General features: G+C 69.1%; 14 protein-coding genes. 4 read left to right on the forward strand and 10 right to left on the reverse strand.

Annotated features, from left to right (window positions below; translation table 11 throughout):
* Positions 1–379, reverse strand: a 379-nt coding sequence (locus KGA66_RS23690; protein ID WP_211470779.1) for a helix-turn-helix domain-containing protein, incomplete at its 3' end; no start/stop codon positions are given.
* Between the two features lie 422 nt (positions 380–801).
* On the opposite strand from KGA66_RS23690, the gene KGA66_RS23695 reads away from it, so the two are divergent.
* Positions 802–2,259, forward strand: coding sequence for a serine hydrolase domain-containing protein (locus KGA66_RS23695; RefSeq protein ID WP_211470781.1), 1,458 nt, complete (start codon positions 802–804; stop codon positions 2,257–2,259).
* 267 nt (positions 2,260–2,526) lie between these two features.
* On the opposite strand, the gene KGA66_RS23700 is transcribed toward KGA66_RS23695, so the two are convergent.
* The 3 genes from KGA66_RS23700 to KGA66_RS31195 are packed head-to-tail and all read right to left on the reverse strand — an operon-like array spanning position 2,527 to position 3,861.
* Complete coding sequence (locus KGA66_RS23700) at positions 2,527–3,363, reverse strand: 5-methylcytosine restriction system specificity protein McrC (RefSeq protein ID WP_211470783.1); 837 nt, start codon at positions 3,361–3,363, stop codon at positions 2,527–2,529.
* Positions 3,263–3,733 (reverse strand): hypothetical protein, encoded by a 471-nt coding sequence (locus KGA66_RS23705; protein ID WP_211470785.1) that lies wholly within the window; start codon positions 3,731–3,733, stop codon positions 3,263–3,265. Before KGA66_RS23705 ends, KGA66_RS23700 begins: the two co-directional genes overlap by 101 nt.
* Positions 3,733–3,861: a hypothetical protein gene (locus KGA66_RS31195; protein ID WP_281416781.1), complete on the reverse strand. Its 129-nt coding sequence runs from the start codon at positions 3,859–3,861 to the stop codon at positions 3,733–3,735. The genes KGA66_RS23705 and KGA66_RS31195 overlap by 1 nt, the downstream gene beginning before the upstream one ends.
* A 192-nt stretch (positions 3,862–4,053) precedes the next feature.
* Between KGA66_RS31195 and KGA66_RS23710 the strand changes: the two genes are divergently transcribed.
* Genes KGA66_RS23710 through KGA66_RS23720 form a run of 3 tightly spaced genes read left to right on the forward strand, consistent with a single transcriptional unit; the run spans position 4,054 to position 9,140 of the window.
* Entirely contained in the window at positions 4,054–4,767 is a 714-nt protein-coding gene (locus KGA66_RS23710; RefSeq protein WP_498066742.1) for a WXG100-like domain-containing protein, read from the forward strand.
* Positions 4,767–8,642 carry a DUF6531 domain-containing protein gene (locus KGA66_RS23715; RefSeq protein ID WP_211470789.1) on the forward strand — a complete coding sequence of 1,292 codons (3,876 nt, stop codon included), beginning with the start codon at positions 4,767–4,769 and terminating at the stop codon, positions 8,640–8,642. The genes KGA66_RS23710 and KGA66_RS23715 overlap by 1 nt, the downstream gene beginning before the upstream one ends.
* Positions 8,643–8,657: 15 nt before the next feature.
* Positions 8,658–9,140: a hypothetical protein gene (locus KGA66_RS23720; protein ID WP_211470791.1), complete on the forward strand. Its 483-nt coding sequence runs from the start codon at positions 8,658–8,660 to the stop codon at positions 9,138–9,140.
* Positions 9,141–9,454: 314 nt separating this feature from the next.
* Here the strand turns inward: KGA66_RS23720 and KGA66_RS23725 are convergent, their stop codons facing one another.
* The 6 genes from KGA66_RS23725 to ptlE form a co-directional block, all read right to left on the reverse strand.
* Complete coding sequence (locus tag KGA66_RS23725) at positions 9,455–10,456, reverse strand: 4-hydroxy-3-methylbut-2-enyl diphosphate reductase (protein WP_211470793.1); 1,002 nt, start codon at positions 10,454–10,456, stop codon at positions 9,455–9,457.
* Positions 10,453–11,847, reverse strand: coding sequence for a pentalenene oxygenase (gene ptlI / locus KGA66_RS23730; protein WP_211470795.1), 1,395 nt, complete (start codon positions 11,845–11,847; stop codon positions 10,453–10,455). Before ptlI ends, KGA66_RS23725 begins: the two co-directional genes overlap by 4 nt.
* Before the next feature lie 76 nt (positions 11,848–11,923).
* Entirely contained in the window at positions 11,924–12,937 is a 1,014-nt protein-coding gene (ptlA, locus tag KGA66_RS23735) for a pentalenene synthase (protein ID WP_211470796.1), read from the reverse strand.
* 137 nt (positions 12,938–13,074) lie between these two features.
* Positions 13,075–14,097 (reverse strand): polyprenyl synthetase family protein, encoded by a 1,023-nt coding sequence (locus KGA66_RS23740; protein ID WP_211470798.1) that lies wholly within the window; start codon positions 14,095–14,097, stop codon positions 13,075–13,077.
* The gene (ptlD, locus tag KGA66_RS23745; RefSeq protein ID WP_211470800.1) at positions 14,094–14,993 is read right to left on the reverse strand and encodes a neopentalenolactone/pentalenolactone F synthase; all 900 of its coding nucleotides are present in this window, start codon (positions 14,991–14,993) and stop codon (positions 14,094–14,096) included. Before ptlD ends, KGA66_RS23740 begins: the two co-directional genes overlap by 4 nt.
* Before the next feature lie 34 nt (positions 14,994–15,027).
* Complete coding sequence (gene ptlE, locus KGA66_RS23750) at positions 15,028–16,782, reverse strand: neopentalenolactone/pentalenolactone D synthase (protein WP_369015948.1); 1,755 nt, start codon at positions 16,780–16,782, stop codon at positions 15,028–15,030.
* Between the last annotated feature and the right edge of the window lie 81 nt (positions 16,783–16,863).

Here is a 16,863-nt window from a genome sequence, read left to right on the forward strand (position 1 = left end):
CTTTTACGGGGTGATCGCCGTCTGGCCGGTGCGCCGGGCCGCCGGATCCCGGGTTCCCGGCTTTCGGTGCTGCCTGCGCCGATGCTCCGGCCGGGGCGTCGAAGACGTCGACCTCGGTGTGCAGGCGGCCGTCCGGTGCGCGTTTGACGGCGCGGCGCAGGTAGCCGAAGCGTTCCAGCTCACGTAGCGCGGAGGCGACGCGTTCGCGTCCCTCGGGGGTGCGTTCGGTCAGGGTCCGGATGTCGCCGCGTTGCCCGTCTGGCAGGGAGAGTAGGTGGCCGAGGATGCCGCGAGCGCAGAAGCTCAAGCGGTTGTCGCGCAACACCTCGTTGCCGAGGGTCGTGAAGAAACGCGTACGCGCAGTACGATGAGTGTGCATTGGGAGTCTCGATCTCCTGGTGCCATGCCCCGGCGGTGTTACCAGCACCGGCCGGGGTCCTTACTTTTCGGTTGTGCCGTTGATCTTACCTGGCGGACCATCAGATTTCGGCCAAATACAGGATCTCGTCGGGTTGTCGCCGCCGAATCACCCGTCATCTGGCGGTTAGTTCTGGGAGGGCGAGGTCCCCGGTTCGCTGGATGGCCGCGATCGCGTGCGGCCACGCGAACTGCGGTCGCATCGCGATGGCGATCGGTAAGACGCACCGGCCGGTCGACCAGAACCGGCTGGCGGCATGGTTCGGCGAAGATCAGGTGCGGCTACTGCCAAAGGCGCCACGACCATCCGCGCGCTGGTGGCAGGCGCGTAGCGGCCAGATCAATAAGCTGGGTGGCGAAAGAATCTTCATATACGGTACCGGGATGGCTTCTCAGCGTGCCCTGCTGCCGCGCTCGACACCGGCTGACGAGGGGATCTCGTCTCGTGCGATCAGCGCGCTGCTCGACCGGCTCGAAGCACGATCCGCGGAATGCCACTCCCTGATGGTCGTGCGCCACGGTCGCGTCGTCGCCGAAGGTTGGTGGGCGCCGTACTCTGCCGACCGCCTCCATCTTCTCTACTCGCTGACCAAGTCGTTCACGTCGATCGCCGTGGGACTCGCGGTCTCCGACGGGCTACTCTCGCTGGACGATCGAGTGGTGGACGTGTTGCCCGACCACGTTCCGGTCGACGTCTCGGAGCAGGGCGGCCGCATAACCGTCCACCACCTGCTGTCGATGACGGCCGGGCACGCCACAGATAGCCTCGACCAAGCCTGGCGACTGGAGCCCGGCGACTTGGTGAAGGGCTTCCTGCGCTTGCCGTTCGACGCCGCCGAGGGAACGCGGCACACCTACGACAACTCGACTACCTTCATCCTGGCCCGAATGGTGGAGCGGGTCACGGGCCGCGGTCTCCCGGAGTTCCTCGACGAGCGTCTCTTTCAGCCGATGGGCATCGACCACGCCGAATGGGACCGGGTGGCAAGCGGTGCCGCCTTCGGATTCCATGGACTGCACCTCACCACCGAGGCCGTCGCCGCGTTCGGTGAACTGCTGCTGCGTGGAGGGGTGTGGGACGACCGGCAACTTGTCCCGCGCACATGGGTGGAGCTCGCGACCAGACGGCACATCGACTGCGTGTCGTTCAAGGACGACGGATCGGACGATGCCGACTTCTCATGCGGTTACGGCTATCAGTTCTGGATGTCCCGTCACGGATACCACGGTCATGGCGCCTTTGGACAGCAGTGCATGGTGATCCCGTCGCACGATCTCGTGGTCGCCGTGACCGCCCAAGGAGAGGCTCAGGAGCTGATCGACGCTGTATGGGAGTGCCTGCTGCCTGGCGTGGACCACGCGGAGAACGCGGAGAACGCGGAGAACGCGGGGAGCGCCCAGGACGAGGAGATTCTCGCGGATCGGCTGCAGCGGCTGTCGCTTCCGGCTGTGCCGGGTTCGTCCGGCCCGCGGCGCTCGGTCAGTGCGAGACTCGACGCATCCGTCGAGGGCTCGGCCCTACCCGACGGAACGACGGTGATCATCGAACCCGCCGTCGGCGGGTGGCTCATAAAGTTCGGCTCAATCTTCGAGGTCGAGGCCGGCCACGGCGACTGGCGCGAGAGCTCCCCGCTCGGCCGGCCTGTCGTCGCGGCCGGCGCTTGGCAGGGCAGCACCTTCGTCGCCGATCTCTACGTCATCACCACCCCGCACCGGGTCCGGCTCGTCGTCGACGTCGAGGCGGGGGCAGCGACGGCGACGTGGAGCACCCTGCCCCTGACCGGTCCCAGCCTGGAGCTGCATGTACGGTCGCCTCTGATGACACGGCCCGACGTCGCCTAGACTAGCGATCGAATTTGTCCGTACGTATCTGCGCTTTACGGTGACTACCGCTCCGCTCAGCCGCACACGGCGCTTTCCGCGTCAGGGCCCTTCTCTGGCGTGATCCGTAGTGCGTAACAAGAGCGCCGGCACTCGCCGACTTGGCTGTGCATCATTGCTTGCAGTAATCAGTGTTCTGATGTGCGGGGACCAGCTTCTTCAATGCGGATGCGACGGCGTACCCGGGCTATTCCTGTGATATCACCCAATTGAAAAGCTCTCGGTCGCTCAGGAGGCGCGCCTGCGCTGGGGCTCTCGCTGCGGACGCTGGAGCACGTCGTGCGCACCGCGCTGCACGGGGTGGACGATCACGCTGACCGCTGGGTGGTCACCGGCGTAGCCGGCTGCGTAGGTAAGTAGCTGATGGATGTCGGATGCATCCACTCTGCGGTGCTCGTAGCGCTTGTACTTGGCGTCTACGGGCAGGTAACCGGTTGTGTGGGTGCCGAACCTGAGCAGGCAGTCAGGCGGGTAGCTGCTGTCCTGCCCGAGATCGCCGGTGCTGCGGATCGCCGAGGCGGCGCCTGCGCCTTTCTGCACGAGAGTGCCGCCGAGAGGCGCGGCCGCCTGGGCGGCGGCGCGGCGGACCACTTGCTCCCACAGATCGTTCATTCGCAGCAGCACCGTGTGCGCGCGGTGCCCGGAGTCGAGCAGGACGTCGGAGACGCCGTCGCCGTGCAGGATGACGCGCGCCCAGGCGTGTGCCGGGCGGTAGTGCTGGTTGAGCCTGTGGTAAACCCCGCGTTCGAGGGCTGTGAGCAATGCCGCGCGGTTGCCCGGCGCGGGGAACAGACCGGCTGTTTCAGCCGCGGCGTGCACCAGCCCAGGTGTGCGGGCGATGGTGGCTGCGGCGGTCAAAGCGGCTGAGCACGCTTGGTTCTCCCACGTCTCCGGTTCACGGCGAAAGGTCCGCATGTGGAGGCGGTCCAGCTGGCCGTAACCGCGCGTAGCCTGCGCTACCGGATCAATTCTCCCGCGCAGAGTAGTGTCCACGAGGTCGCGCCGAACGTATTCGCGCCGCAGACCTGACAGCAGCAGCTTGCGGCACTCGGCGAGCAGGGGCATGAACGATCAGGTCACCGAACAAGGGCCCGGGGCCTGCTTCCCACTCTTTCGCCATGTCGGTGATCGCAAGCGGGACGGAGAGTGCATACGACAGCCATTCCATCAGTGTCTTTCCGTCGAACACGAACTTCGGCTCGATGATCAGACTTGTTTTGTCGAGGTTGATGACGCCGATGGAGTCCTGAGCGGTGAGCCTCCAGCCGATGCTCGTCTCGATGACCGTTGAGAAGACACCCTTCTCCCGCAGCTTTCCCAGCTGTGCGCGGTCGGCATCGTTCAGCTGGTCAGAGCTGAGTTGGACACTGCCATACTCGCTGATCTTCACCGGGTCGCGCGAGTTGGTGTGCGCGCGGGCCGTCACCAGCCGCATCAGAGCACCGCTTCGGCAGCCGTGGAGCTCTGGAACTCGGCCGCGAGCTTGTTCGGCAAGTCCGGCACCGCGACGTTTGAGGTCTCGCCGTGTACGCGGTCGAACATGTCGCCGAGGATCGCTGCCATGAGCTCACCGCGGCCGAGCGCTGCCTCAACAGAGCGCCGTCGAACTCGAACGAACCTCGTGCTATTGATCGCCGGCGACGCGGGGCAATATCGTGGGCTGATAGTATGGCCAGACGGGTATGATGTCTGATGTCGGACATCTGAGCGTCGAGCGACCGGGGGGTCGCATGTCCGTGGCGGAGGGGGTCTGTCTTGCCGGCGGATGATCTGCCAGGGCCAGTGGTGACGTTCTTGAACGTGATCGGTGTGGACTGGCCGTATCTCAATGAGGATGACGTGCGGGCGTTCGCGCGGCTGGTGCGCGAGTTCGGGCAGGCGGTCGAGCAGACGCATCAGGATGCGACCGCGACCGTCCAGAAGTTCGCACAGGCATATCAGGGTGCCTCGACCCAGGCTTTGCAGTCGGGTTGGGCGAAGCTTTCGGCGCAGCATGTCGATGAGATCGTCGAGGGCTGTCACGTTCTGGCCGAGGCGCTGGAGATCGGCGCCGACTTCGTGGTGGCGCAGAAGGTCGAGGCTGCGATCCAGCTGGGGGTCATGGCCGCGGAGTTTGTTGCCGATCAGGCCGCGTCGGTGGCGACGCTCGGGCTGGCGGAGGCCGCGGTGCCGGCGATCATCGGTTTGGGTAAGGCGTTGATGGAGACGCTCAAGCAGCAGATCATTCAGAAGATCATGGGGGATGTGATCGAGGCGGCGGCGAAACCGCTGTTCGCGAAGGTAGAACAGATGGTCGCGGGCCTGGACTGGTCGAATGCGCAGGGTGGCGGGTCGGCCGGGGCGGGGGAGATGTTCTCGGTCGACTTCGAGGAAGCGCGTAGCCATGTGTCGATGCTTCGCACGCACTCGGAGACGATGCGCTCTCACGCGAGCACGCTGCATTCGGGTCTGGGGGCGCTGAGCTTCTGATGGCGGGTGGGGAGGAAAAGGCGATCTTCGTCGCGCTACGCGACGACGCGCAGAAGGCTCTCAAGGACGCCGGCGAGAAGGCGGGGAGCTTCGCCGAGGAAACCGCCCAGGGGGCGGAGAAGAACCTCGATGCGCATCTGGCCACCGAGAACGAGGTCACTGACAGCATCAACGCGATCGGCAAGCGCCCTGCCGAGGCGCCGCTGGAGAATCCGGTCTCGAAGATGCCGAAGACGTCCGGCGGTGGCGGGCGGCCGTCTGTGCCCGAGGGCGACGTCACGGACGCCGGCGTGTCGTCAGGTGGCGCACGCAGCGCGGAGACGGGCGCAACCGACCCTGTTGACGTGGTCTCCGGGCAGCTCTTGGAGAAGGTGATCGACTTCTCGTTGCCCGGGGTGCTACCGCTGGTGCTGCGGCGCACCTACGCCTCCGGGTACACACGGGGCGCCCTGTTCGGCCCAGGTTGGTCATCGACCGTTGATATGCGCCTTGTCGTCGGTGATGACGGGACGGTGCGGTTCCTGGGCGACGACGCACAGTGCCTGGATTACGGCGTCCCCACCGGATTGCGGCTCGGCTTGCCCGCTTACCCGGCATACGGCGAGCGGTGGGCTCTCGAACGCGACACGTCGGCCGCCGCGTGGACGGTCACCGATCCGCGCAGCGGCCTTACATATCGGTTCGCGGCTGAGGGCGGGGCGCGGCCGCTTGAGGCGATACGTGACCGCTCCGGCAATGAGATCTCGTTCCATCGCGACGAGCGCGGCCTGCCATACGAGGTCGAGCACTCTGGCGGGTATCGGATCCGCACGGTACTGATCGAGACGGCGGGCGGGGTGCGCCTGGCAGGATACGAACTGGACAGCGCAGGAGCTCTCGCGACCCTGGTCGGGTTCGAGTATGACCAGGCGGGCCGGCTGGTGCGCGTGATCGATTCGACCGGTGCGGCGCACGGCTACGAATACGACGCGCACGACCGGATCTGCGCGTGGACCGACCGGCGCGGATACCGCTACCCCTACCGGTACGACGAGGCCGGCCGCGTGGTGGAAACCGGGGAACCGGGCGGATTCAAACACGCACTCATCGCTTATGATCCCGCTGCGCGGGTCACACGGGTCACCGACGCCCTGGGGCACACCAGCGCGTATCACTACGACCGCTTTCAGCAGATCACGAAGATCGTGGACCCGCTCGGCGCGGAAACTCTCCTGCACAAGGACGCGTTCGGGCGACTGCTCAAGCACACCACGCCGCTCGGGCACACCACGGCCTTCGAATACGACACCGACGGCAACCGCACCCGCATCCTCTACCCGGACGGGCAGCGCCTGTCGATGGCCTACGCCGGCCCGGGCCAACTGGCCCAGGTCGACTTCGCGGACGGGGCGCGGTGGCGCTACATCTACGACGAGCGCGGCAACGTCCTGAGCGAGACCGATCCACTCGGGGCGACTACTGTCTTCGGCTACGACGGGCATGGCGCGCTGGTCACGGTCACTGATCCGCTCGGCGCTGTCCAGCGCTATGAGAACGACGCGGCCGGACTGCCGATCGCCGCGGTAGACCCCCACGGCGCCCGTACGACCATCGCACGCGACACGCACGGTCGCGTCACCGCGATCACCACCCCGGACGGCGCGGTCACCCGGATCGAGCGTGACAGCGAGGGGCGCGTGCTCGCCCGGATCGCACCGGACGGGGCGGTGACGCGCTACAGCTATGACGTAGCGGGTAACCAGGTCGCTATCGCCGACCCGTCCGGCAGGTGTACTCGCGTCGACTACGGGCCCTTCCATATCCCGGTTGCGCGCGTCAATCCGGACGGGACGCGGCACATCTTCGCCTACGACGCGGAACTGCGCCTGACCGGCGTGACCGGGCCCACCGGGCTCACGTGGTCGTATCGGTACGACGAGAACGGTCAGCGCGTTGTCGAGCGCGACTTCGACGGCCGCGAACAGACCTACGCCTTCGACCAGGATGGGCGCCTGACCACTTATACTGCGCCCGGCGAAGTGACCAGTTCCTATCAGCGCGACGCCGCGGGTCGGCTGGTCGAGTTGCGCGCGGGCGAGCAAGTCTCCCGCTTCGGCTACGATCCGGTGGGGCGCCTGGTACGCGCCGAGAACGAGCACGCCACGGTCACCATCGAGCGTGACCTGCTCGGCCGCGCCGTACGAGAGCAGATCAACGGGCGCTCGGTCGCGCGCGAGTACGACGCGGCCGGGAACCTCTCGGCTCGCACCACCCCGTCCGGCGCCGTGTCTCAATGGGCTTACGATGCGGTCGGTGACGCGGTTAGGCTGGCTGCCGGGCCCGCCACAGTCACCTTCGCCCGCGACATGCTCGGCCGTGAGATCCGACGCGACGTCGGCCAGGTCGCTCTCGACCAGTCTTATGACACTGCGGGCCGGCTTGCCGGCCAACGGCTGACCGCGGGTGGACGGGTGCTGCAGGAACGCACTTATGGCTACGACGCCGACGGCCTGCCCATGCGGATCATCGATCTGCTGCGCGGCACCCGCGACCTGCAACTCGACCGCGCCGGCCAGATCACCGCGGTATTGGCCGCCGACCACGCAGAGCGCTATAGCTACGACCCGGTCGGCAACCTTGCCGCGGCCGACATCGCCGGGGTGCCCACCGACACAGCGGCTGCGGCCGTCACCGGGCGGTATACCGTCACCGCCACCCGCGTCACCGCGGCCGGACGTACCCAGTACACCTATGACGCGCGGGGCAACCTGGCGACAAAGACGCGACGTACGCTCTCCGGGCAGAGAGTGGAATGGAGCTACACCTGGGACGCGCACAACCGGCTGACGGCCGTCACCCGCCCCGACGGCCAGCGCTGGACGTACTGCTACGACGCGCTCGGACGCAGGATCGAAAAGGCCCGTCTGACAGACGATGGCCGGGCAACAGACACGGTCCGGTTCGCCTGGGACGGCACGACTCTGGTCGAGCAGACCACCACGGGCGACGATGGCACCACGGCGACGACCACTTGGGATTACGAGCCCGCGGGACACCGCCCCGCCGCCCAGCGCCGCACCGTCGAACCAGCGAACACCGACCGGGAAGCGGAGCAGCAGCGCATCGACGCCCAGTTCTGGGCGATCGTCACCGACCTGGCCGGCACCCCGCAGGAACTGGTCTGCGCGGACGGCTCGATTGCCTGGGCTCGGCGTGCCCTGCTGTGGGGCCGCCCCCTCGATGACGCCGAGCCCGGCGGCGAGGACGCGGCATGCCCGATCGGGTTCCCCGGCCAATACCACGACCTCGAGACAGGCCTCTACTACAACAATCAGCGCTATTACGACCCCGACACGGCCTCCTACCTCAGCCCCGATCCGGTGGGCCTGGAGGCCGCACCGAATCCCACCCGGTACGTCGCCAATCCCATGGCGGGCGTCGACCCGCTCGGCCTGACCCCCCAGGGCCCGACGCCGCGGATGAAGACCGACGACGAACTGCAAGCCGACGCCGACGCCATCCACGAAGGCTTCCGCACCGCCTATGGGGACCGCACCTACAACGCCCGCACCGTCAGCACCTTCCAGGGCGAGGACGGCAGCCTGTACTACTCAGTGAACGGCAGCAAGTCCTACCCCGGCATGGACGAGACAGCCAAGAATATGGGCTACAGCCGCGTCTTCGGCACCAAGTACATGGCTCCCGAGCAGACCGACGCTGAACAGATCATGCTCAACGCCGTCGACAAGAAAGCGGTTCCCGACACCGGACGCATCGCCACATCCCGCGTTCCCTGTCAGGAATTCCGCAATACCGGAAAACCCGCGCAGAACTGCGCGGCGCGAATAGCCTCGTACCCCAGGATAAGGTTGGTCGGGAGATTCGCATCACCCTAACGGGAGGGGCCGACCATGAACCTGTGGGAGCAAGAGCTCGCGCCGTACAACGCAGCCCTTGAGCAGCTCACCGCGCCCGAGCGCCTGTCGATCGCCGTCTCGGCCCTTGACTGGACCCTGCGACACCTGCCCTCGCCTTCCCCGATCGAGCCCGAAGCCCGCGCCTGGATCGACGCCGCCATGCAGGTCTGCCGCGATGCGGCCGCCGCCGGAGCGCCGGGAGCCACCCTGCCGGATCAGCTGAGCGACGCCTACGAGGACATCGATCAGGACGTCGAGGACATCGGCACCGGCCAACTGCTCATGGGCGTCAGCGCATGCGGCGACTTCGACGTCCTCACGGCGAAATCCGCGTTCGCCATCCTCTACTCCTGCTACACCGCCTTCCAGAACTGGGAAGGACTCGAAGAGGCGAGCATCGAACAGGAGGCGGCCAACGCCCGCTGCCTCGAAGTCATCGCCCTCCACAAGCAACTCATCGACCAGGCCGCGGGCTGATTGACCGTCAACAGCGTGATCCGTACCGGGTAACGGCACCTGCCACTCGCATCTTCCTCGCTGGCCGGGGTCGTCCTCGGCTCCCTGCGGACCGTGGCGATGCGGGAATTCGGGTCTGTCTCGATAAGGGTGCGTAAGCGAAACATCCGGTCACGAAGGGATGCGGGGGCCGATTTTCACGGCGGATTTCCGGCGCGGGCCACTAGCGTCGGATATTCGGCGCACGAACGCGTCGCGCTCTTCGCGCTCTCCCCGCCCGTATCCGTACAGTGCGGTGGTGAGACGGCGCGCCGTCGTCGAGTGCAGCAGCGCACTCATGGCGCGGCGCCGTCCGGCGCGGGCGAGAGCTCGCTCGCCAGCGGCGTGCGTGGGAAGCGGCCGGTGACCGGGTCGGCCAGCCGGCCGGGCATGGAGAACACGACGTCCTCGGCGGCGCCCCGCTGGAGCTCCACCCAGTCGAGGCCGAGTTCGGCGAGCCGGGCGACGAGCCCGTCGACCAGGATCTCCGGGGCGCTGGCCCCGGCGCTGATGCCCACCGACGCGACGCCGTCCAGCCAGGCCGTGTCGAGGTGCCGCGCGTCGGGCACCAGGTGCGCGGCGGCGCCGTGCTCGCGGGCCACCTCCACCATGCGCAGCGAGTTGCTGGAGTTGGGCGAGCCGACGATCAGCACCAGGTCGTTGTCGCGGGCCAGGTTCTTGACGGCGTTCTGCCGGTTCTGGCTCGCGTAGCAGATGTCGTCGCCGGGGGTGATCAGGTCCCTGAAACGGGCGCGCAGGGCCCGCACGACGCGCTCGGTCTCGTCGAACGAGAGGGTGGTCTGGGTCAACACGGCGACCGGGGCGTCGTCCGGCAGGTCGAGGCGCCGCACGTCGTCCTCGCTCTCGACGACGACGATCCGGTCGGGGGCCTCGCCGAGCACACCCTCGATCTCCTCGTGGCCCTCGTGGCCGACCAGCAGGATGGTGCGGCCGTCGCGGGCGAAGCGCACCGCCTCCTGATGGACCTTGGCGACCAGCGGGCAGGTCGCGTCGATGACGTCGAGCCGCCGGCCGGCGGCGGTGGAGCGCACCGCCGGAGAGACCCCGTGCGCGGAGAAGACGCAGACAGCGCCCTGCGGTACCTCCTGCTCGCTGTCGACGAACACCGCGCCGCGCTGCTGCAACTGCGAGACGATGTAGTGGTTGTGCACGATCTCCTTGCGCACGTACACCGGCGCTCCGTACACGTCCAGCGCCCGCTCGACGATGCCGATGGCGCGCCGCACGCCCGCGCAGAAGCCGCGCGGCTGCGCCAGCACCACCCTCGCCTCGCTCACCTCGCGTCACCGCCGACCGGAGCGGGAACGGCGCAGGTCATCCGGTGCGCGGTGCGCGCGTTCAACCTCAGCCGCAGCCGGCGCGGGTGGTAGACGGTGGCCAGCGGGACCGGGCGCACGTCCATCCCGGGCTCGCAGGTGACCCGCCAGCGGCCGAGGATGGTGGCCAGACCCAGGGTGGCCTCGGTACGCGCGTAAAGGTCGCCGATGCACTTGCGCGCGCCGGTGCCGAACGGCACGTAGGCGTTGCGGGCGGCCGGCGCGATGCGCTCCGGCAGCCAGCGGTCGGGGTCGAACGCCTTCGGGTCGTCGAAGGCCTCCTCGTACTGGGCGACCGCGGCGGGACTGAACACGACGGTGGCGCCGGCCGGCAGCCGGCGGCCGGCGAGTTCGGTGGGCGACGTGGTGAGGCGGGTGAACAGCCAGGCCGGCGGGTGCAGCCGCAGCGTCTCGGAGATGATCCGGTCGGTCAGGGAGAGGCTCGGCAGGTCGTCCCACCGCGGGGCGCGGCCGCCGAGGACGGCGTCGATCTCCTCGTAGAGCGCGGCCTCGATCCGCGGATGCTGCGAGAGCAGATAGAAGACCCAGGTGAGCGTGCCGGCGACGGTCTCCGTGCCGGCCGCCATGACAGTGATGACCTGGTCGTGTATCTCGGTGTCGCCGAGTCGGCCGCCGTCGTCGTCCCGGGAGGCGATCAGCGCGGCGAGCAGGTCGTCGTGCTCGACGTCCGAACCGCGGTAGTCCTCGATGAGCCGCTGGGTGGTCTGGTGCAGGAAGTCGAGGTTGCTGCGGTAACGGCGCTGGGACGGCAGCGGCAGCCGGCGGATCGAGGCCGGCAGGAACATCTGCCGGAACAGCCCGTTGAGCACGACGTCGAAGGACCGTTCCACCTTCGCCGCCAGTTCGGGGCTCACCGGCGTGGAGTAGAGGGTGCGCCCGACCGTGCGCAGGGCCATGCCGTACATCTCGGGGAAGGCGTCGAAGACCACGCCGTCGCGCCAGCGGGAGGCGGTGGACTCGATCTCGGCCTGCATCGCCTCCGCGTACAGCTTGAGCTGGGGGCGGGTGAAGGCCGACTGCATCAGCCGGCGCTGGCGGCGGTGGTCGGCGAAGGGGCAGGTGACCAGGCCGTTGCCGGCGATGTCGCGGGCCCGGTCGTAGAAGACGCCGCCCTTGTCGAAGATGCGGTCGTTGGTCAGGACGTGCCGCAGCAGGTCCGGGTGGGTCGGGACGTAGGCCCGGGTCGGACCGATCCTGATCTCGACCAGGTCGCCGTGGGCCGACAGCGAGGTCATGAAGTTCACGGGGTGGCGCATCATCTGCAGGGCGTGTCCCACGACGGGCAGCGCGCCGGGCGCCGCTCCCGCCGAGAATGCGGTCTGCTCGGTCATTCGATCCTCAACTTCCCGTCTTTGCCGGTTTGCCGACGGCACGGCATCGCGTTCGAGTGGCGGCACTAGCGGTGCACTAGCGGGCGCTGCTGCCGAGTTCCTCCAGGTAGCCCTCGGCGCCGGCCGCGAGCGCGAACTCGGCGTCGTAGCGGCCCGAGGAGCGGTGCCAGTCGTAGGAACCGCGGATCACGGTGCGCACGGCGTCCTCGCGGTAGCGCTCCAGAGCGTGCCGCTCGGCCTCGCCGAGCCGGTAGATGTCGCCGACCTTCGGCAGGCAGGACTCCAGCAGCAGGTACTGCTCCAGCCGGGCGCGCACCTCGTCCTGGATGTGCGCGACGCTGCGGCCCTTGGACCAGCCGTGCTCCCGGCGCAGGATCATCACCATGTTGTTCTGCTCGCCGCGCGCCTCCTCCTTCTCCAGCGAGGCGATGTCGTTGAGCAGCAGATTGACGTCGACGGCGATCTGGAGCAGGGCGCTGAGCACGGTGCTGTCGAAGACCCGGTGCGGCACCTCGAAACGGCCCGCGCGCTCCGCGAGATCCACCGTCGGCTGCACCCCGATGGTCTGCCGGCGCACCGCGAGGTACTGAGCCGCGCAGTCGTAGGGCCTGCCCAGGAAACGGCTGCGTGCCTCGTCGACGTAGCCGTCGAAGTAGCTGCGCCAGTGCCGGGCGCTGCGCGCGCACCAGGCGGCGGTCATGCCCTCGGTGGTGCGCCGCCAGATGTCGGCGAAGCCGCGGGCGATGGGCGGGGCCGTGTCGGGCAACGGACCGTCCAGCGCCGCCGCGACCGCGTCGGTGAGCTGCTTGGTCTCCCGCGGGTTCTCGCCGCGCGGCCCGTCGAACAGGTCGTCGAAGAGGAAGAACCACGACATCAGGTCGACGCCCAGGTCGAGGTCGGCGCCGGTGGCGTGCGGGTAGAAGCGGGAGGCCAGCTCGGCGTAGTCGCCGCGCAGGTGACGCGCCGCCGCGGCCTCGGAGGTGATCAGCCCGAGCGAGCGCGGCCAGGCGAGCTGCTCGGCCTCGGCCCGCGCGTAATCAGGGCTCTGCCGGGCCGGAAGAGGTATGTGGAAGTCGACGTCCTGGGGCATGAGAGCAGATCCTTGGAAGTGGGTCGGCAAGGGGCGCCGGGCACGGTGGCGGCCTGGCGGGGTGCTGCGCCGATGGGAGAATCAGGACTCGGATCGGGGAAGCGGAAGGCGGATGAGGGTACGTGGCGCGCCGCCGCTCAGGCCTCGCGGTCGACGACGAACCGGCCGAGCGCGAGCAGTTCCTCGCGCGCGCCGGCGTCCAGATCGGCGTCGCGCAGCGCGGCCTCGGCCAGCGCCGTCCGCCGGGCGGCCTCGGCCAGCGCCCAGTCCCGGCCGCCGGCGCCCTCGATCAGCCCGGCCGCGCGCCGCAGCTCCTGCTCGTCCGGCTCGTCCGGCTCGCCCGGGGCGGCGAACCAGGCGGCCAGCTCGTCGCGCCGGGGACCGTCCCGGTTCAGCGCGTGGCTCACCGGCAGGGACTTCTTGCGCGAGCGCAGATCGGAGTGCACCGGCTTGCCGGTGACGGCCGGATCGCCCCAGATGCCGAGCACGTCGTCGACGAGCTGGAAGGCGACGCCGACGTGCGCGCCGTAGAGCGCCAGCGCGTCCACCGCCGCCTGCGGCGCCCCGGCGAGCACGGCGCCGATCGCAGCGCTGGCCGACAGAAGCGCCCCGGTCTTGCCGGCGGCCATGTCGGTGCACTCCTCGACCGTGACGTGCGGGCGCTGCTCGAAGCACAGGTCCTGGACCTGCCCGCGGATCAGGTGCCGGGTGGCGCGTGCCAGCAGCCGGGCCGCGGGCGCCGCGGTCGCCAGCCCGCACTCCAGCAGTACCTCCTGGGCGAGCGCGAGCATCGCGTCACCGGTCAGGATGGCGCTGGAGGGACCCCACAGCTTCCACACCGTGTCCCGGTGGCGGCGCTCCTCGTCGCCGTCCATCAGGTCGTCGTGCACGAGGGAGAAGTTGTGCACGAGCTCGACCGCGACGGCCCCGGGCAGCGCGATACGCGACGGCGCGCCGACCGCCTCGGCCGACAGCAGCGCGAGCGCCGGGCGCACCGCCTTGCCCGCGTCGGCGCTGTCGGGAGCCCCGTCGGCGGTGAGCCATCCGAAGTGGTAGGCCACCTGGTGGCGCGAGCGGTGGTCGAGCCGGTCGACGGCGTCGCGCAGCGCCGGGGTGATGGCGGCCCGACCCTGGCTGAGGCAGGCGGGTGCGGCGCTCATGCGCCGATCTCCGCGCGCCACGGGTCGGCCGGGTCGTCGAAGATGCTGACGACCTGGCGCATGATGCGCCGCTCGGCCGGGTCGAAGGGCTGCTTGGCGTGGATGGTGCCGAGCTGGTCCCACATCACGATGTCGCCGGGCTGCCAGGTGTGCGCGTAGGTGTACTCGGGTTTGCCCGCGTGCGAGAGCAGTTCGTCGAGCAGCTTGCGGCTCTCGCCGGGGGAGAGGTCCACGATCCGCTTTGTATTCAGTGTGCTGACATACACGGAGTGGCGGCCGGTGCGCGGATTGCGGGCGATCAGCGGGTGGATCGTGGAGGTGCCGTCCTCGGGCTGGATCTGTTCGGTGCTCTCGCCGAGGGAGACCTCGCGTTGCAGCTCCTCCTCGATGTTGTCCTCGTACCCGGTGCGCAGGGCGTGGCGGACCCGGTAGGAGTGCAGGCGCCGGCGCTCCTGCGGCGGCAGCGACTCGTACAGGGCGTACATGTCGGTGAAGAGGGTCTGCCCGCCTCCGGAGGGCGGCACCTCGATCGCCTCCAGGAAGCCGACCTGCGAGACGCGGGGCCGGAAGGAGTAGTCGGTGTGCCAGCCCATCCACCCGGCGTCGCCGACCCCGATCCTGCGGCCGTCCCGCAGCACGTTGGAGACGATCAGGATCTCGTTGTGATCGGGGTGGGCGCCGCTGGTCAGGCCGGTCTTCGGGATGTGCCCGAATCGGCTGCCGAAGGCGAGGAACCGCTCGTAGGAAGGGGTCCGGTGGCCGCGCAGGACGAGGACGAGGTGCGCGTCGAGCGCCGCGCGCAGCTGCTCGAACTGGGACTCGTCCATGTCTGCGGTGACCTCGGCGCCGTGCACGAGGGCACCGAGAGCGGCGCCGGGTATCGGCGTTACGTCCATGGGCGTTGCCGCCTTTCGCGAAAGAGTGGGGTGGTCAGCGCAGTTCCAGCCCGGCGAGGTCGCCCGCCGCGCGCCAGCGCCTCAGGATGTTCACGAACTGCACCGAGCCGCCGCCGTAGCTGGAGTTGAGCAGGGGCATCCCCTTCGGGTCGCCCTCGTTGTTGTAGAGGCCGGGGGTGCAGTTCTCCAGGAAGTCCAGGTCGTTGGCGGCCAGCCGCAGGATCTCCTCGACCCATTCCTTCTCGGCGGACTCGCAGGCCTCCACGACCCGGTGGCCGCGCTGCTCGACGCACCCGACGATGTACGCCAGGTGCCGGGTCTGCTCGCCCAGCATGTAGGCGATGTTGACGTGCCGGCCGGCCTGGACCTTGGACAGGATGAAGCAGTTCGGGAAGCCGTTCACCTGGAGTCCGTGCAGGGTGCGCGCCCCGTCCGCCCACTTCTGCGAGAGCCTCACGCCGTCGCGCCCGATGATGTCGTAGCCGGCGCGGACGGTGTACGGGACGGCGAATTCGTGCTCGTAGCCGGTGGCGAAGATCAGGCAGTCGAGCGGGTACTCCCGGCCGTTGGCTACCACACCGGCCGGGGTGAGCCGCTGCACGCCGCGCCCCTGGGTGTCCACCAGGGTCACGTTGGGGCGGTTGAAGGTCTGCAGGTAGCCGTCGTGGAAACAGGGCCGCTTGCAGTACAGGCGGTAGTACGGCTTGAGGGCGGCGGCGGTCGCCGGGTCGGCGACGACGCTGTCGACGCGGGCGCGCAGTTCCTCCATCTTCAGGAAGTCCGCCCGCTCGGCCGCCAGCGCCCGCTGCCTCGGGTCGCCCCCGGCGTCACCGGTGGGCAGGATCGCGGCGGCCAGCTTCGCCGTGGTCTGCGTCCAGCGGTCCTGGACCAGGTCCTCGTCCTGCGGGACGCCGGAGGTCAGCGCGTGGAAGTTCTCCATCCGGCGCTGCTGCCAGCCCGGTTCCAGGCTCTGCGCCCAGTCCGGCGGGGTGGGCCGGTTGCCGCGCACGTCCACCGCGGCCGGGGTGCGCTGGAACAGGAAGAGACGCTCGGCCCATTCGGCCAGGTGCGGGGCGATCTGGATCGTCGTGGAACCGGTGCCGATGACGCCGACCGTCTTGTCCTTGAGCCTGGTCAGGCCCCCGGTGCTGTCGCCGCCGGTGTAGTCGAAGTCCCAGCGGCTGGTGTGGAAGGAGTGTCCGGCGAACGTCTCAAGCCCCGGCAGCCCAGGCAGCTTGGGGCGGTGCATCAGGCCGATCGACATGGCCACGTACCGGGCCCGGATCAGATCCCCGCGATCGGTGCTCACCAGCCAGCGGCCGGCGGCCTCGTCCCAGCGCAGCTCGGTGACGACGGTCTGGAACAGCGCGTCGCGGTAGAGGTCGTACTCGCGCGCGATCCGCTTCAGGTGCGCGAGGATCTCGGGCCCGGTGGCGTACTTCTCCGTGGGTATCGTGCCGAGTTCTTCGAGCAGCGGCATGTAGATGTAGCTCTCCACGTCGCACCGCACGCCGGGGAAGCGGTTCCAGTACCAGGTGCCGCCGACGTCGCCGGCCTCGTCGATCAGCCGGATGCGGTCCAGGCCGGTCTCCTGGCGCAGACGCGCGCCGGTCAGCAGGCCGCCGATGCCGGCTCCGACGACGGCGACGTCCACCTCGTCGCGCAGCGGCTCGCGCTGCCTGGGTTCGGTGTAGGGATCGTGCGCGTAGCGGCTGAACTCGCCGCGGGCGAACTGGTAGGTGCGCCCGGCGGTGCGCTTGTCGCGTTCCTGCCGGTATTTCTCCCGCACCGCCTCCAGATCGATCCTCAGTGCTTCATCGCTACGCTCGTCGCCTTCGGGGCGGGCCACAGCTCCTCCTCGGGGGAAGGG

The organism is Actinocrinis puniceicyclus, assembly GCF_018283645.1.
In the GTDB taxonomy this organism is placed as follows: domain Bacteria; phylum Actinomycetota; class Actinomycetes; order Streptomycetales; family Catenulisporaceae; genus Actinocrinis; species Actinocrinis puniceicyclus.

What these genes read in the sequence shown, in the direction of transcription:
- KGA66_RS23695 (WP_211470781.1), top strand. Translation starts at nt 802, where the DNA reads ATGGCTTCTCAGCGTGCCCTGCTGCCGCGCTCGACACCGGCTGACGAG.
- KGA66_RS23700 (WP_211470783.1), bottom strand. Translation starts at nt 3,363, where the DNA reads ATGCCCCTGCTCGCCGAGTGCCGCAAGCTGCTGCTGTCAGGTCTGCGG.
- KGA66_RS23705 (WP_211470785.1), bottom strand. Translation starts at nt 3,733, where the DNA reads ATGCGGCTGGTGACGGCCCGCGCGCACACCAACTCGCGCGACCCGGTG.
- KGA66_RS31195 (WP_281416781.1), bottom strand. Translation starts at nt 3,861, where the DNA reads ATGGCAGCGATCCTCGGCGACATGTTCGACCGCGTACACGGCGAGACC.
- KGA66_RS23715 (WP_211470789.1), top strand. Translation starts at nt 4,767, where the DNA reads ATGGCGGGTGGGGAGGAAAAGGCGATCTTCGTCGCGCTACGCGACGAC.
- KGA66_RS23720 (WP_211470791.1), top strand. Translation starts at nt 8,658, where the DNA reads ATGAACCTGTGGGAGCAAGAGCTCGCGCCGTACAACGCAGCCCTTGAG.
- ptlI (WP_211470795.1), bottom strand. Translation starts at nt 11,847, where the DNA reads ATGACCGAGCAGACCGCATTCTCGGCGGGAGCGGCGCCCGGCGCGCTG.
- ptlA (WP_211470796.1), bottom strand. Translation starts at nt 12,937, where the DNA reads ATGCCCCAGGACGTCGACTTCCACATACCTCTTCCGGCCCGGCAGAGC.
- KGA66_RS23740 (WP_211470798.1), bottom strand. Translation starts at nt 14,097, where the DNA reads ATGAGCGCCGCACCCGCCTGCCTCAGCCAGGGTCGGGCCGCCATCACC.
- ptlD (WP_211470800.1), bottom strand. Translation starts at nt 14,993, where the DNA reads ATGGACGTAACGCCGATACCCGGCGCCGCTCTCGGTGCCCTCGTGCAC.